This window comes from Streptomyces sp. NPDC028305, from assembly GCF_055569495.1.
The window spans coordinates 620,120-633,808 of record NZ_JBVHTN010000005.1; the positions used below are offsets into that span (position 1 = coordinate 620,120).

At 73.7% G+C, this 13,689-nt stretch carries 12 protein-coding genes; 6 read left to right on the plus strand and 6 right to left on the minus strand.

Annotation, left to right across the window (positions count from 1 at the left end; genetic code table 11):
• Positions 1-18: 18 nt before the first annotated feature.
• Positions 19-402 (minus strand): DUF2795 domain-containing protein, encoded by a 384-nt coding sequence (locus ACZ4WQ_RS23670; protein ID WP_311728337.1) that lies wholly within the window; start codon positions 400-402, stop codon positions 19-21.
• Between the two features lie 225 nt (positions 403-627).
• On the opposite strand from ACZ4WQ_RS23670, the gene ACZ4WQ_RS23675 reads away from it, so the two are divergent.
• A complete protein-coding gene (locus ACZ4WQ_RS23675; protein ID WP_385351930.1) occupies positions 628-1,218 on the plus strand; it encodes a TIGR03086 family metal-binding protein in 591 nt (196 codons plus the stop codon).
• Positions 1,219-1,296: 78 nt separating this feature from the next.
• Here ACZ4WQ_RS23675 and ACZ4WQ_RS23680 read toward each other — a convergent pair whose 3' ends face one another.
• The 4 genes from ACZ4WQ_RS23680 to ACZ4WQ_RS23695 all read right to left on the minus strand — a co-directional run bounded on the left by ACZ4WQ_RS23680 (position 1,297) and on the right by ACZ4WQ_RS23695 (position 7,478).
• Positions 1,297-3,393, minus strand: coding sequence for a catalase (locus ACZ4WQ_RS23680; RefSeq protein ID WP_385348295.1), 2,097 nt, complete (start codon positions 3,391-3,393; stop codon positions 1,297-1,299).
• Entirely contained in the window at positions 3,390-5,207 is a 1,818-nt protein-coding gene (locus ACZ4WQ_RS23685) for a thiamine pyrophosphate-requiring protein (protein WP_385348298.1), read from the minus strand. The genes ACZ4WQ_RS23680 and ACZ4WQ_RS23685 overlap by 4 nt, the downstream gene beginning before the upstream one ends.
• A 23-nt stretch (positions 5,208-5,230) precedes the next feature.
• Entirely contained in the window at positions 5,231-6,196 is a 966-nt protein-coding gene (locus tag ACZ4WQ_RS23690; protein ID WP_385348300.1) for a TIGR03557 family F420-dependent LLM class oxidoreductase, read from the minus strand.
• 142 nt (positions 6,197-6,338) lie between these two features.
• Positions 6,339-7,478, minus strand: coding sequence for a PAS domain-containing protein (locus tag ACZ4WQ_RS23695; protein ID WP_398373883.1), 1,140 nt, complete (start codon positions 7,476-7,478; stop codon positions 6,339-6,341).
• A 123-nt stretch (positions 7,479-7,601) separates the two neighbouring features.
• On the opposite strand from ACZ4WQ_RS23695, the gene ACZ4WQ_RS23700 reads away from it, so the two are divergent.
• Complete coding sequence (locus ACZ4WQ_RS23700) at positions 7,602-8,351, plus strand: ANTAR domain-containing response regulator (RefSeq protein WP_398373884.1); 750 nt, start codon at positions 7,602-7,604, stop codon at positions 8,349-8,351.
• On the opposite strand, the gene ACZ4WQ_RS23705 is transcribed toward ACZ4WQ_RS23700, so the two are convergent.
• Positions 8,287-8,844 carry a hemerythrin domain-containing protein gene (locus ACZ4WQ_RS23705; protein ID WP_311728344.1) on the minus strand — a complete coding sequence of 186 codons (558 nt, stop codon included), beginning with the start codon at positions 8,842-8,844 and terminating at the stop codon, positions 8,287-8,289. The genes ACZ4WQ_RS23700 and ACZ4WQ_RS23705 overlap by 65 nt on opposite strands.
• Before the next feature lie 175 nt (positions 8,845-9,019).
• Here ACZ4WQ_RS23705 and ACZ4WQ_RS23710 point away from each other — a divergent pair, with 175 nt between their 5' ends.
• The 4 genes from ACZ4WQ_RS23710 to ACZ4WQ_RS23725 all read left to right on the plus strand — a co-directional run bounded on the left by ACZ4WQ_RS23710 (position 9,020) and on the right by ACZ4WQ_RS23725 (position 13,602).
• Positions 9,020-10,267, plus strand: a complete 1,248-nt coding sequence (locus tag ACZ4WQ_RS23710) for an aminotransferase class I/II-fold pyridoxal phosphate-dependent enzyme (protein ID WP_398373885.1) — start codon at positions 9,020-9,022, stop codon at positions 10,265-10,267.
• Positions 10,264-11,349 (plus strand): MBL fold metallo-hydrolase, encoded by a 1,086-nt coding sequence (locus ACZ4WQ_RS23715; protein ID WP_398373886.1) that lies wholly within the window; start codon positions 10,264-10,266, stop codon positions 11,347-11,349. The genes ACZ4WQ_RS23710 and ACZ4WQ_RS23715 overlap by 4 nt, the downstream gene beginning before the upstream one ends.
• Before the next feature lie 115 nt (positions 11,350-11,464).
• On the plus strand, positions 11,465-12,538 hold the full coding sequence (locus ACZ4WQ_RS23720; RefSeq protein ID WP_311728347.1) for a right-handed parallel beta-helix repeat-containing protein: 1,074 nt from the start codon (positions 11,465-11,467) through the stop codon (positions 12,536-12,538).
• Positions 12,535-13,602, plus strand: a complete 1,068-nt coding sequence (locus ACZ4WQ_RS23725) for a methyltransferase (RefSeq protein WP_358844385.1) — start codon at positions 12,535-12,537, stop codon at positions 13,600-13,602. Before ACZ4WQ_RS23720 ends, ACZ4WQ_RS23725 begins: the two co-directional genes overlap by 4 nt.
• Positions 13,603-13,689: the final 87 nt, after the last annotated feature.

A 13,689-nucleotide genomic window follows, 5' to 3' on the forward strand; every position in this document is an offset into this window, starting at 1 on the left:
AGTATGTGGTTAGCGGGTCTAGGTGCTGGGGCGCAGCCCGAGCCCGGCGACGACCTCCTGCACCGTGCGGAACACCCGGTCCTCGGGCAGCTCCGCCGCCACCTCGATCAGCCGGTCCGGGGCGTGTGCCTGGTGCAGGGCGTGCAGCAGCGCCCCGCGCCTGGCCGGGAACGGGGTGCGCCCCAGATGCCGGGCCAGCTCGAACCGCAGCGCCTCGGCCTCGCCGACCGCGCCGAGCGGTGCCACCGGTCCGGTGGTGACCTCGGGGTCGTCGTCGGCGCCGGGCTCCGGGTCGTACCACTCCTCGGCCCGGGTGGGGCGGCCCGAACGCATCAGCTCCTGGAGCTCATGCTTCATCTCGTCGTCCTTGTGGACACTCAGCCGATTGCTGCCTCGTTGCATGGCATCGTCCTCACCTTCGCTTCTGGTCCTCCCCGCGTACCCGCCGCGCGGCCATCGACACGATGGTTTGACGGCGTGAGGGGAGGGGACCCGGGTGTCGGCCGAGCGGCCATTGGGAGTGAGGAACGGCACCGGGTGTGGGAGTTCAGGGGCCCGCGCCCGGTGCCGTGTCCGTGTGTCGCTGTCCCTGTGTTAGGCCATCCGGGGCTGGGGTACCTGTCGCATATGACCGATAAGAGCAATCTGGGCAATCCGCTGCTCGCCAGGCACGCCGAGGCGCTGAACCTCTTCACCGAGCGGGTGCACGCCATCCGGCCGGACCAGTGGGACGACCCGACACCATGCACCGAATGGACCGTGCGCGACCTGGTCAACCACCTCGCGGCCGAGCAGATGTGGGTGCCGCCGCTGGTGCGGGACGGGAGCACGGCGGCCGAGCAGGGCGACGTGTTCGAGGGCGATCTGCTGGGCGATGACCCCGTCGCCACCTGGGACGAGGCCGCCGCGGCGGCCCGCGCGGCGTTTGCCGCGCCCGGCGCGCTGGAGCGCAGCGTCGACCTCTCGTTCGGCGAGACGCCCGCCGCGGACTACTGCACGCAGATGACGGCCGACGCGACGGTCCACGCGTGGGATCTGTCCCGGGCCATCGGGGCGGATGAGCGGCTTCCGAAGCCGCTGGTGGACTTCTCGGTGCGGGAGGTTGCGCCGTACGCGGCGGAGCTGGAGAAGAGCGGGATGTTCGCCGCGGCGGTTGAGGCTCCGCCGGGTGCGGATGCCCAGACGAAGCTCCTGGCCCTCCTCGGCCGCGAGGCGTAACCCCGTAACCCCGCCGCACCATGGGCTCCGCCCCGGGCCCCCTCGGGGTCCAGGGCGGAGCCCATGGTGCGGCGGGGTTCAGAAGTGGAGGTGGGGGCGGGACCAGTGGCGGTGCGCGGCTACCGCGTCCGTGAAGGCCCGCGTGAACTCCTCACTGGCCGTCCCCGTCGTCGCATCCGTCACCACGCCCCGGTCCGCGCACACATGCCCGTGGCCGGACGCGATGTGCAGCCCCTCCGGCTCCAGCGCGGACACGATGCCCACGCCCGACCCCAGCGCCCCGATCGCCTTGCCGTGCCGGTACGCGTCCCGCACGAACCGCATCGCCGTCTCGTCCGACCTCAGCTCCGGGGTGCCGGTGGGGCCGCCGGGCAGGAGTACCGCGTCGTAGAGGACCGAGGCGACCGTGGGCAGCGCGCGGTCCACCGCGTAGCCGTTTCCGTCGGCGCCGCGCACCTTCCCGTCGTGTGACGCCAGCGCCTCGACGACCGCGCCCTGTGCGCTCAGCGCCTCCTGGGCCTGGGCGAGCTGGCCGGTGTCCACGCCGTCGGTGACCAGCACCGCGATCCGGCGGGTGCGGATGGAGCCGTCGCCGTGGAGGTTGGTGAGGCTCAGCGCGGGGGAGGCGAGCGGCTTGTGTTCGGTGTTCGCGACGGCGGGTGTCGCCACGCCGATGCCCTCGGCCACCGCCGTGGCCAGGCCCTGGTCGATGTGCGTCAGCTGCTCGACCGTACGCTCGCGCACCTGCACCGCCCCGACCTTGCCCAGCTCGAAGCGGAACGCGTCGACGATGTGCTGCCGCTCCCAGTCGCTCATGCTGTTCCAGAACAGCGCGGCCTGGCTGTAGAAGTCCTTGAAGCTCTCGCCGCGCTTGCGGAGCTTGGCGCCGTCGAGCCGCTCGGGGTAGTGGGAGAACGCGTACCCGTCCGCGCCGGCGATGGCCGGGCAGCCGCCGCCCAGCGAGTTGGGGGAGTAGCTGGTGCCGGTGTGGATCGCCGTCTGGTGGTAGCCGTCGCGCTGGTTGGTGCGGACCGGGGCCACCGGCTGGTTCACGGGGAGCTGCGCGAAGTTGGGGCCGCCCAGCCGGATCAGCTGGGTGTCGAGATACGAGAAGTTGCGGGCCTGGAGCAGCGGGTCGTCGGTGAAGTCGATGCCGGGCACCACATTGGCCGTGTGGAAGGCCACCTGCTCGGTCTCCGCGAAGAAATTGTCCGGGTTGCGGTCGAGCACCATCCGGCCGAGGGGGCGGACCGGTACCTGCTCCTCCGGCACGATCTTCGTGGCGTCGAGCAGATCGAAGTCGAAGCCGAACTCGTCCTCCTCGGGGATCAGCTGCGCCCCCAGCTCGTACTCGGGGAACTCACCCGCCTCGATCGACTGCCACAGGTCGCGCCGGTTGAAGTCGGGGTCCCGGCCCTGGCACTCCTGTGCCTCGTCCCACACCAGCGAGTGCACCCCGAGCTTGGGCTTCCAGTGGAACTTCACCAGGGTCCCGTGGCCGCGCGCGTCCACGAAACGGAAGGTGTGCACGCCGAACCCCTGCATCATGCGGTAGCTGCGCGGAATGGCCCGGTCGGACATCAGCCACATCATCATGTGCAGGGTCTCGGGCTGGAGGGACACGAAGTCCCACAGCGTGTCGTGTGCGGACGAGCCGGTGGGGATCTCGTTCTGCGGCTCGGGCTTGACCGCGTGCACGAAGTCCGGGAACTTGATCCCGTCCTGGATGAAGAACACCGGCATGTTGTTGCCGACCAGGTCGTAGTTGCCCTCGGAGGTGTAGAACTTCGTGGCGAAGCCGCGCACATCGCGCACGGTGTCCGCCGAGCCGCGCGGCCCCGCCACCGTGGAGAACCGCACGAACACCGGGGTGCGCACGGACGGGTCCTGGAGGAAGGCGGCCCGGGTGAACTCCGCGCAGGACTCGTACGGTTCGAAGTAGCCGTACGCGCCCGCGCCGCGCGCGTGGACCACCCGCTCCGGGATCCGCTCATGGTCGAAGTGCATCAGCTTCTCGCGGAAGTGGAAGTCCTCCAGCAGCGTCGGGCCGCGCTCCCCGACGGTGAGCGAGTCGTCGGTGTGGTCGACCGCCACCCCCTGGTCCGTGGTCAGCGGGCCCTCGGCGGGGTCGGCGGCGCGGTATCCCTCGCGCTGCCGTTCCTTGCGATCGGTCATCGGGACGCTCCCTTCTTCTCGCTCTTGCTGCCGCGGTGCGGCAGGAACTCATGCACCCGCGCCCTCAGGCCATGGCGCGCCGGGCCCGTCCGGTGCCCGTCGCCCTTGGCGAGCGCGTCGCCGGCGGCCTCGAGCTGCTCCCAGGTGGCGTGCGGCGGGACGGGCGCCACGTCCGGGTCGGTGAGGAACTCGACGACCGCCGGGCCATCCGCGTTGAGCGCGTCGCGCCACCCCTGCTCGACGTACTCGGGCTTCTCCACACGGATGCCGGTCAGCCCCAGCGACTCGGCGAACCGCGCGTACTGCACATCGGGGAGCTGCCGCGCGGGCGGGAGCTGCGCGGCGCCGCCCAGTGTCGGCGTCTCCCAGGTCACCTGGTTCGGGTCGTGGCTGTTCCACACCCCGATCACCAGCCGCGGATCGTCCCACGCGTGCCGGTACCCGGCCGCCGTGATCAGCTCGGACATGCCGTTCCGCTGCATCGCGCCGTCCCCGACCAGCGCCACCACCGGCCGGTCGGGCCGGGCGAACTTGGCGCCGATCGCGTACGGCACCCCGCAGCCCATGGCGGCCAGCGTCCCCGACAGCGAGCCGCGCATCTGGCCGCGCATCCGCAACTGACGGGCGTACCAGTGGGCCACGGAGCCCGAGTCGCAGGTGAGGACGGCGTCGCCGGGCAGCAGCGAGTCCAGGCAGTGGGCGACGTACTCGGGGTTGATCGGGTCGGCGGTCAGCTCGGCGCGGTGCCGCATCACCTCGCGCCACCGACGTACCTCCGCGACGATCCGCTCCTGCCAGTCGCGGTCCTCCCTGGGCCGCAGCAGCGGTGTCAGCCGCAGCAGGGTCTCGCGGGCGTCGCCGACGAGATTGACCTCGTACGGGTAGCGCATGCCGATCATGTGCGGATCGAGGTCGATCTGCACCGCCCGGACGGTGCCGAACTCCGGCAGGAACTCGGCGTACGGGAAGTTGGAGCCGATGGTCAGCAGCGTGTCGCAGTCCCGCATCAGCTCGTACGAGGGCCGGGTGCCCAGCGCCCCGATGGACCCGGTGACATACGGCAGTTCATCGCCGAGCACATCGAGACCCAGCAGCGCCTTGGCCACCCCCGCGCCCAGCAGCTCGGCGATCGCCTCGACCTCCGCGCGCGCCCCCGCGGCGCCCTGGCCGACCAGGATCGCCACCCTGTCGCCCGCGTTCAGCACATCCGCGGCCCGCTCCAGCGCGCTCGCGGCGGGCACCGCGGACCAGCCGCTGCGGTCCAGGCTGGAGGGCACCATGGTGAACGCCTGAATGGGCGGGGAGTAGTGCAGCTCCTGGACGTCCGCCGGGATGATCACGGCGGTGGGGGAGCGGCGGGCGTACGCGGTGCGGATCGCCCGGTCGAGCACGTTCGGCAGTTGCTCGGGGACCGTCACCGTCTCCAGGTAGTCGGACGCCACGTCCTTGAACAGGCTGTGCAGGTCCACCTCCTGCTCGTAGGAGCCGCCCATCGCGCTGCGGTGCGTCTGGCCGACCAGCGCCACCACGGGGGCGTGGTCGAGCTTCGCGTCGTACAGGCCGTTGAGCAGATGGATCGCGCCGGGGCCCGAGCCCGCCGCACAGACCCCGAGCCGCCCGCTGAACTTGGCGTATCCGACGGCCTCGAACGCGGACATCTCCTCGTGCCGGGACCGTACGAACCGTGGCTCGTCCCCGGCCCGCGCCCACGCGGCGAGCAGCCCGCCGATGCCGTCGCCTGGGCAGCCGAAGACATGCCGGACACCCCACTCGCGCAGCCGGGCCAGGAGGTGGTCGGCGACTTTCTCGGTCATGGTGGTCACTCCTGTCGACCGGCTCAGCCGGTCAGCCGCGGCAGCACCTTGGTGCGGTAGAAGTCGAAGAAGCCGCGCTGTTCGGGGCCGATCTGGTTGACGTAGACGGTGTCGAATCCGGCGTCGGCGTACGCCCTGAGCGCGGCCACATGCGCGTCCGGGTCGTCGCCGCAGGTCACCTGCTGGGCCAGCCGTTCGGGGGTGACCAGCTCGCCGGCCTGCTCGAACTGGGCGGGGGTGGCCAGCTGGGTCAGCAGCGCGCCCGGCAGCGCCACGGCCGGCCACAGCCGGTGGGCGGTGCGCAGCGCGTCGTCGGCGTCCGGGCCGAAGCACACCTGGAGGCCCCCGCTGGCCGGCTTGGTGTTGCCGCCCGCGCCGCTGCCGCGCCGGAAGCGCGCGACCAGCTCGGCGTCGGGGACCATCGTGATGAAGCCGTCGCCGACCCGCCCGGCCAGCGCGGCGGCGGCCGAGCCGAAGGCCGCGATGTCGATGGGCACCGGCTCCTCGGGCACCGTGTACAGGCGCGCGTTCTCCACCGTGTAGTGCTTGCCGTGGTGGCTGACCTGGCGCCCCTCGAAGAGCTGGCGCATCACCGCCACGGCCTCCTCGAGCATCTCCAGCCGGATGGCCGCCTGGGGCCAGCGGTCGCCCAGCACATGCTCGTTCAGCGCCTCCCCGGAGCCCACCCCCAGCCGGAAGCGGCCCTCCAGCAGCACCGCGCTGGTGGCGGCGGCCTGGGCGACGATCGCCGGATGGACGCGGATGATGGGGCAGGTCACCGCGGTCTGCACGGGCAGCGAGGTCGCCTGGGCGAGCGCGCCGATCACCGACCAGACGAACGAGGCCTGGCCCAGTTCCCGGTTCCAGGGGTGGTAGTGGTCGGAGATCCACAGGCGGGAGAAGCCCGCCTGCTCCGCCATCCGCGCCTGCTCGACGAGGTCGGCGGGCCCGTGTTCCTCCGCGGCCAGGAAATAGCCGTACTCGGTCATGGCGGGGCCCTCCTCGAACGCTCGTGCCCGTCATGGCGTGCCGCCACTCACGGCGCTGCCGCCACTCACGGCGCTGGTGCCACGAGGCGACGGGTAACCGGGGCGCGGGGAAGGAAACACCGCGCAGCTACGGGGGCGGGACTCAGCCCAGCGCCAGGGCGATATGGCGGGACACCCGGTCCACCACGCCCGCCTCCGCCATCGCGAACGCCCCGCGCCCGCCCGTACGGAAGAGCGTGAGCGCGCCCAGCACCGGTGCCGCGGGCGCGGCGCGCAGCGGGACGCACAGCAGCGAGGTGACCTCCTCGCGGACCAGGACGGGCGCGCCCGAGGCGTCGTGGCCGAAGGCGCCCGCGTCCTGGGGCCGCACCCGCAGCGCGGCGGCCCCGTCGCGTATCGCCTCGGCCACCAGCGGACAGTCGGCCGGGTCCTGCCCGGCCACCGAGTCCGCGCGGGCGCCCGCGGCCTCCGGCGGGCCCAGCGTCACCACCCGGCGCACGGCCGCCGGCCGCGCCGGGCCCGGGCACACATCGGCGATCACCCAGTCCGCGAAGCGGCCGTGCAGCACGGCGGCCGCCCGGCCGAGGACGGCCTCGGGGCCGTCGCCGTCGGGCGCCGCCGGGGCGAGCAGCGCGGTGGCCATGTCGTCGACCAGGTCGAGCAGCTCGGTGTGGCGTGTCACCTCGTCAAGGCCGGGCCGGGGTGTCCGTGGCTGGACGTCGGTCTCGTCCGGGCCGGTGGGCTGGAACACCGCCAGCACAGCGGGGTGCGGCTCGTCCGGTGGGTGCAGGGCGGTGAGAGTCGCCCGCAGCGCCCCGCGGTCGGGCCCCGGCAGCCGCACCACCAGGCTGCGCCCGCCCTCGCCGCGCGCGACGGCGGCGGCCTGGGAGCGCAGCACCGCCCGCCCGTCGGGCCGCAGGGAGTCGGTCAGCGGGCGCCCGGCGGCGTAGCCGGCGCGGGTCCGGAAGAGCTGCGCGGCCGAGGCGTTCATCCGCCGCACCACGCAGTCGCGGTCCAGCAGGGCGACGGCGGTCGGCAGCCGCTGGAACAGGGCGCGCAGCAGCCGCTGTTCCTGCGGATCGGTGCGGCCGGGGCCCGGCTCGGCGGCGGCCAGCCGCTCATACCACGGCCACAGCACCTCCACCACATGCTGGAGTTCGATGAGGGCGGCGTCCAGTACGGAGTCCCGCTCGTGCGAGGGCAGTGCCCGCGCGGTCCGCAGTTCGGCGACGCGGGCGCGGAAATCCGCCAACTCGGCGCCGTACTCCTGTGCCCCGGACATGCGTTCACCGTAGCCCGCCCAAGGGAGGGGCAGCGGCGCATCGCCCGTTTCCCCGGCCGGGCGGTGGGCAGCCGAAGAGGCGGACAGAGCGCCGTGAAAGGACTCGAAGGACTGGACCCGACCATGCCGGAGCGTCTCCCCTCGCTGGACCGCGGCCTCGCCGTGCTGGCGGAACAGGCCGCGTCGTGCACCCCTACCGGCTGCGGGGCCACCGCCACCGCCCTCCTCGACCCCGGCCCCGGTCCGGGGGAGCAGCCGAGCGCGGCCACCCATCCCGATCTGTCCGCGCTGGTCGCGGTGCAGCTCGCCTCGGGCGAGGGCCCGATCCCGGCCGCCCGGGCCACCGGCCGCCCGGCCGCCGCGGACGACCTGCTGCACGACCGGAGGTGGCCGGACTACCGGGCCACGGCGCTGGACGCCGGCGTGCGCTCCAGCGCCACCCTGCCCTTCGTCCGCGAGGGCCTGACCATCGCGATCTCCGTCTACGGGCTGCGCCCCGGCCCCCTGGCGGAGGCGGCCCGGGGTGCCATCCAGCTGCTCGGCGACCTCGCCACCGAGAGCCTGGCGCGCGATGTGCGCTACCGCGCCGCGCTGACCGAGCTGGGCCGGCTGGACGCGGCGCTGCGCTCACGCCCGGTGGTCGACCAGGCGTGCGGCATCGTGATGCACGCGCTGGGCTGCGACGCGGACGCCGCCTTCGACCTGCTGCGGCGCGCCTCCCAGCGGACCAACCGCAAGCTGGCCCAGCTCGCCGGGACCGTCGTACGCACCCGTGGCCGCGACATCGAGCGGGATCTGATCAGGCTCGTCAGGCCCGGCCCGGGCCGGAGAGCCACTCCCGCACCCGCTCGGCGAGCGGACGCCCCGTGCTGACCGACCCGCCGCCGGCCTGCCCGCCGCCGATCTGCCCGCCCGGCGGGTCCGGGGTGGCGGCCTTGGCCTCGCCGACCCGCAGCCCGAGCGCCATCCGCTCCTCCTCGGTGAGCCGCTCGCGCAGCTCGGGGAAGATCACGTCCTCCTCGCCGCGGATGTGCATGGACACCACGTCGTACAGCTCGCGGACCAGCGAGTCGAACCGCCGGTCGGCGGGGTCCAGGTCCTCCAGGTCGCCCAGGATCCGCTCGGCCTCGGACAGCTCCTCGATCTCCCGCTCCGCGACCTCGTCGCCGTCGGGCAGCGCCCTGCGGACCGTCGGATACAGATACTGCTCCTCGGCGACCGAGTGCCGGACGATCTCGACGGTGATCCGCTCCACCAGCAGCCGCCGCTGCCCCGGGTCGGCGTTCGCCCGGTATCCCTCGAAGAGAACCTGGACCTCGCGGTGGTCCGCGGTGAGCAGGTCCACCACGTCGCGTTGCTGAGGCATCCCTGTCATACGGGCCGGGTGCCCGCCGCCGCCCCGGGCAAACGGCACCGGCCCACGTGTCGGCTCCGCCGCCGGATCCTTTGATCTGCGAAGGTGGACGGGGCGGGACAGAAACAACGGACACAGCGGAGACAGTCGAGTCAGTCGATTCCGTCGATCCGGAGGTGTGTTTCGAATGCAGCGGGAGCTGACCGCCCCGGCTCCGGCGGACCCCGAGGACGGCGGCCTGCCGGTCCTTCCGGAGCTGGCCGCGCGCTTCGCCGGTGCGGCCGGCCGCACCGCGCCCGAGCCGGTCGGCGGCGGCCCGGCGCTGCGCGCCGCCGCCTGCGGCTACTGGGAGCGGCGCGGCCTGTGGACGGACCCCGGGCATGTCGCGGCCGCCCCCGGCGGGCAGCCGCTGCTGCTCGCGCTGCTCGCCGCGGTCGGCGGCGACGTACTGCTGACCCGGCCCAGCGCCGCCTGGTACGCACCGCTGGCCCGGCTGGTCGGCCGCCCCGCGTACCACGCGCCGGTGCCCGCCGAGTGCGGCGGCGTCCCCGACGCGTTCGCGCTGCTGGAGACCGTCCGCCGGGTCCGCGCCGAGGAGGGCGAGCCGCGGGTGCTGCTGCTGTCCGTCGCCGACGACCCGACCGGCACCACCGCGCCGCCCGAGTTGCTGCACGAGGTGTGCGAGGCGGCCGTGGCCGAGGGGCTGCTGATCGTGAGCGACGAGACCTGGCGGGACACCGTGCACCACCCCCATGGCACGGTGCTGCTGAGCCCCGCCGAGATGTGCCCCGAGGACGTGGTGGTGGTCACCGACCTGGCCGGCGCCTTCACCCCGCCCGGCTGGCCCGCCGCGGTCGCCCGGTTCCCCGCCACCGAGCGCGGTGTGGAGCTGCGCGTCCGGGTGCTGTCCACCCTGGACGCGGTGCGGGGCGTGCCGCTGCCGCCCGTGGCCGCGGCCGCCGCCCATGCCCTCGACGAGCCCGAGCCGGTCCGCGAGCGTACGGCGGCCGCGGCCCGCGCCCATGGGGCGGTGGCCGCGGCGGCCTACCGCGCGCTCACCGCCGTCGGCGCGCTGTGCCGCCCCCCGCAGGCCGGCCGTCAGCTGTACGCCGACCTCGACGAGCTGCGCGGCGACCTGGCCGCCCGCGGCATCACCGACTCGGTGGAGCTGGAGCGCGAGCTGACCCGGCGGCTGGGCCGGCCCGTACCGGGCGGGCACCGCTTCGGCGACGCCCCGCACGCCCTGCGGGTGCGGCTTTCGACCCTGCCGCTGCTCGGCACCGGGGACCAGGCGCGGCTGGCCGCGCTCGCCGCCGCGGACCCGCTGCGGGTGCCGCATGTGGCCGCGGCGCTGTCCGCCTTCGAGACGGCCTTCCGCGAGCTGGCCCAGGCCGGACCGAGGCCGACCGGCACAGAAGGGAGCCCACTGCCATGACCGATCAGGCAGATCAGGCCCAGCCGGCAGATCAGGCGCAGCCGGCCGGGCGACGCCCCGCCGCGCGGACGCGCCCCGGCCAGGCGGCGGCCCCGCCGCTCGCCGCCCCGCGCCCCCGCGGTGAGCTCCGCACCTGGCCGCGGTCGTTCACCCACCGCCTCACCTCCCCGCTGCCCGGTGTCCGGGCGATCGCCCGGCTGGCCCGCGAGGGCCGGCTGCGCCCGCCCGTCGAGTCCCTCCGGCAGATCCCCGAACTCCCCTTCGAGCCGGGCCCGCTGCCGGTCGCCGGGCCCGGCGACACCGCGGTCACCTGGGCGGGGCACGCCAGCTGTGTGCTGCGGACCGGCGGGCTGACCGTGCTCACCGACCCCGTCTGGTCCCGCCGGATCCTCGGCACCCCGCCCCGGGTCACCCCGGTCGGGGTGCGCTGGGAGGACCTGCCGCCCGTCGACGCGGTGGTCATCAGCCACAACCACTACGACCACCTCGACGCGCCCACCCTCAAGCGGCTGCCGCGCGCCACCCCGCTGTTCGTCCCCGCCGGGCTCGCCGCCTGGTGCCGGGCGCGCCGCTTCACCGACGTCACCGAGCTGGACTGGTGGGAGGCGGCCGAACTGCCGGGCGCGGACGGGCCGGTGCGGTTCGACTTCGTGCCCGCCCACCACTGGAGCAAGCGCACCCTGACCGACACCTGCCGCTCCCTGTGGGGCGGCTGGGTCATCACCGCCCCGGGCGGGCGGCGGAGCTACTTCGCGGGCGACACCGGCTATGGGCACTGGTTCCGGGAGATCGGCCGCCGCTACCCGGGGATCGACCTGGCGCTGCTGCCCATCGGCGCGTACGAGCCGCGCTGGATGCTGCGTACGGTGCACACCGACCCGGAGGAGGCCGTACGGGCGTTCGGGGATGTGGGGGCGCGGGTGATGATGCCCATGCACTGGTCCACCTTTCTGCTCTCCGCCGAGCCCCCGTTGCAGCCGCTGCTGCGGGTCCGTGCGGCGTGGGAGGCGGCGCGGCTGCCGCGCGAGGCGCTGTGGGACCTCCCGGTCGGCTCCTCCCGCGTGCTCGCCCGCGACGCGTAACGCGCGGGGCCGCAGGCGATGCGGCAGACACTCCTTGGGCCTGGCGAGCCGCGGCGGTTAGTGCATAAGGGGGCATAAGTGGCAGGTGGCGCGCACCCTACCTAGCTTTCTGTTCATGCGCACTCGTCAGTTTCGCTACCTCGCGGTCCTCACGGCCGCCCTCGTCATCGAACTCGGTCCGCTGCCGACCGCCCACGCCAACACCCAGCACATCGTCCACCCGGGCGAGTCCATCCAGGCCGCGGTGGACGCCGCCAAGCCCGGTGACACCATCCTCGTCGAGGCCGGCACCTACCGGGAGAACGTGCAGATCACCACCTCCGGCCTGACCCTGCGCGGGGCGGGCGAGACGACCGTCATCCAGCCCCCGGAGCAGGCGGGCACCAACGCCTGCGCCATGGCCCAGACCGGCATCTGCGTCACCGGTACGGCCGAACAGCTCGTCACCGGTGTGCGGATCCGCTCGCTGAAGGTCACCGGCTTCGCCAAGAACGGCATCTGGGGAAAGCACACCGACCAGATGGACGTACGCACGGTGACCGCCGTGCAGAACGGCCAGCAGGGCATCGGCCAGGAGAAGTCCACCCGCGGTGTCTTCCGCAGCAACACCTCCAAGGACAACGGCCAGTCGGGCATCTTCATCGCCAACACCGTCGACGAGGAGGGCGCGGCCATCGACACCAGGGGCGCGGTCATCCGGGGCAACCGGCTGACCGGCAACCGGGTCGGGGTCGGCATCCGGCGCGTCAGGGTGCTCACCGTCGAGTCCAACACCCTCACCGGCAACTGCGGCGGCGTGTTCGTCGTGGGCGACGAGGGGACGCCCCGCGCCGGGGACCTGTCCATCGTCGGCAACCAGGTCTACGAGAACAACAAGTACTGCCCGCCCAACCCCCGCCTCGACTTCATCCAGGGCACCGGAATCCTGCTCACCGGCGTGGAGGAGGTCCGGATCACCGGCAACACGGTGCGGGACAACGCGGGCACCTCACCGATGTCCGGCGGGATCGTGCTGTTCCCCAGCGCCGTGGGCGCCAAGAACAGCGGCAACGCCATCAAGGACAACGTGATGGCGAACAACCAGCCCGCGGACATCGCCGACCGGGACGCCGGGCCCGGCAACACCTTCGAGGGCAACACCTGCACCGTCTCCGAGCCCGTCGGACACTGCGCCAAGGAGGCGTCATGACGTCCATACGCACCACCCCGCCCAAGACAGCGACCGCCCCCGCCGACGGCGTTCCGTCCAAGGCCGCCCCGCAGCTGCGGGAACTCGTCTTCGGCGCGGCGCGGGCGGCCGCCGTTCGCGCGGCCGCCTCCCTGGGCGTCGCCGACGCCCTGGGGGAGCGGCCCGCCACCGTCGCGGAGCTGGCCACCGCCGTGGGCGCCGAGCCCGAGCGGCTGGGCCGGCTGCTGCGCTCCCTGGCCTGCTGTGGAGTCTTCGCGGAGACCGAGGACGGCCGGATCGCGCACACCGAGATGTCCCGGCTGCTGCGCGAGGACGCCCCGGACAGCCTGAAGTACATCTGCCTGTGGTGCACCGAGCCGTGGACCTGGCACACCTGGCCGCGGCTCGACGAGGCCGTGCGCTCGGACACCTGCGTGTTCGACGAGATCCACGGCAAGGGCTTCTTCACCTATCTGCACGAGGACGCGCCGGACTCGGCCCGTGTGTTCGACAAGGCGATGACCACCTCCAGCAGGCAGTCCGCCGCGGAGCTCGCCGCCTTCCTCGACCTCGGCGGGGCCGCGGAGGTGGCGGACATCGGCGGCGGCCAGGGGCACGTCCTGGCGTCCCTGCTGGAGAAGCACCCGGCGCTGCGCGGCTCCCTGCTCGACCTCCCGCAGGTGGTGGCGAACGCGGATCCGCGGCTGCGCGACGGCGGGCCGCTGGCCTCGCGCGCCCGGCTGGTGCCCGGCGACTGCCGGCAGGAGATCCCGGTGCGGGCCGACCTGTACATCATCAAGAACATACTGGAGTGGGACGACGAGTCCACCCGCCGGACCCTGGCCAACGTGGTGGCGGCGGCCCCTCCGGGCGCCCGGGTCCTGGTGATCGAGAACCTGCTCGACAACAGCCCCTCGATGAGGTTCACCACCGCCATGGACCTGTTCCTGCTCCTCAACGTGGGGGGCCGGAAACACTCCTCGGACAGCCTGGTGACGCGCATGACCGAGGCCGGGCTGAGCGTCACCGGCATCGCCCCCGTCAACCCCTATCTGCACGCGTTCGACAGCCGGGTGCCCGGGTAACCGCGGCCGGCGGCAGGACATACGACAGCCGGGTGCCCGCGTGGCGGTGTTCACGCGGGCACCCGGCTGTCACGGCGTTCCGGACGG

Bases quoted from the DNA above. Each gene is read 5' to 3' on its own strand.
- ACZ4WQ_RS23670 (WP_311728337.1), bottom strand. From the start codon at position 402: ATGCAACGAGGCAGCAATCGGCTGAGTGTCCACAAGGACGACGAGATG.
- ACZ4WQ_RS23675 (WP_385351930.1), top strand. From the start codon at position 628: ATGACCGATAAGAGCAATCTGGGCAATCCGCTGCTCGCCAGGCACGCC.
- ACZ4WQ_RS23680 (WP_385348295.1), bottom strand. From the start codon at position 3,393: ATGACCGATCGCAAGGAACGGCAGCGCGAGGGATACCGCGCCGCCGAC.
- ACZ4WQ_RS23685 (WP_385348298.1), bottom strand. From the start codon at position 5,207: ATGACCGAGAAAGTCGCCGACCACCTCCTGGCCCGGCTGCGCGAGTGG.
- ACZ4WQ_RS23690 (WP_385348300.1), bottom strand. From the start codon at position 6,196: ATGACCGAGTACGGCTATTTCCTGGCCGCGGAGGAACACGGGCCCGCC.
- ACZ4WQ_RS23695 (WP_398373883.1), bottom strand. From the start codon at position 7,478: ATGTCCGGGGCACAGGAGTACGGCGCCGAGTTGGCGGATTTCCGCGCC.
- ACZ4WQ_RS23700 (WP_398373884.1), top strand. From the start codon at position 7,602: ATGCCGGAGCGTCTCCCCTCGCTGGACCGCGGCCTCGCCGTGCTGGCG.
- ACZ4WQ_RS23705 (WP_311728344.1), bottom strand. From the start codon at position 8,844: ATGCCTCAGCAACGCGACGTGGTGGACCTGCTCACCGCGGACCACCGC.
- ACZ4WQ_RS23710 (WP_398373885.1), top strand. From the start codon at position 9,020: ATGCAGCGGGAGCTGACCGCCCCGGCTCCGGCGGACCCCGAGGACGGC.
- ACZ4WQ_RS23715 (WP_398373886.1), top strand. From the start codon at position 10,264: ATGACCGATCAGGCAGATCAGGCCCAGCCGGCAGATCAGGCGCAGCCG.
- ACZ4WQ_RS23720 (WP_311728347.1), top strand. From the start codon at position 11,465: ATGCGCACTCGTCAGTTTCGCTACCTCGCGGTCCTCACGGCCGCCCTC.
- ACZ4WQ_RS23725 (WP_358844385.1), top strand. From the start codon at position 12,535: ATGACGTCCATACGCACCACCCCGCCCAAGACAGCGACCGCCCCCGCC.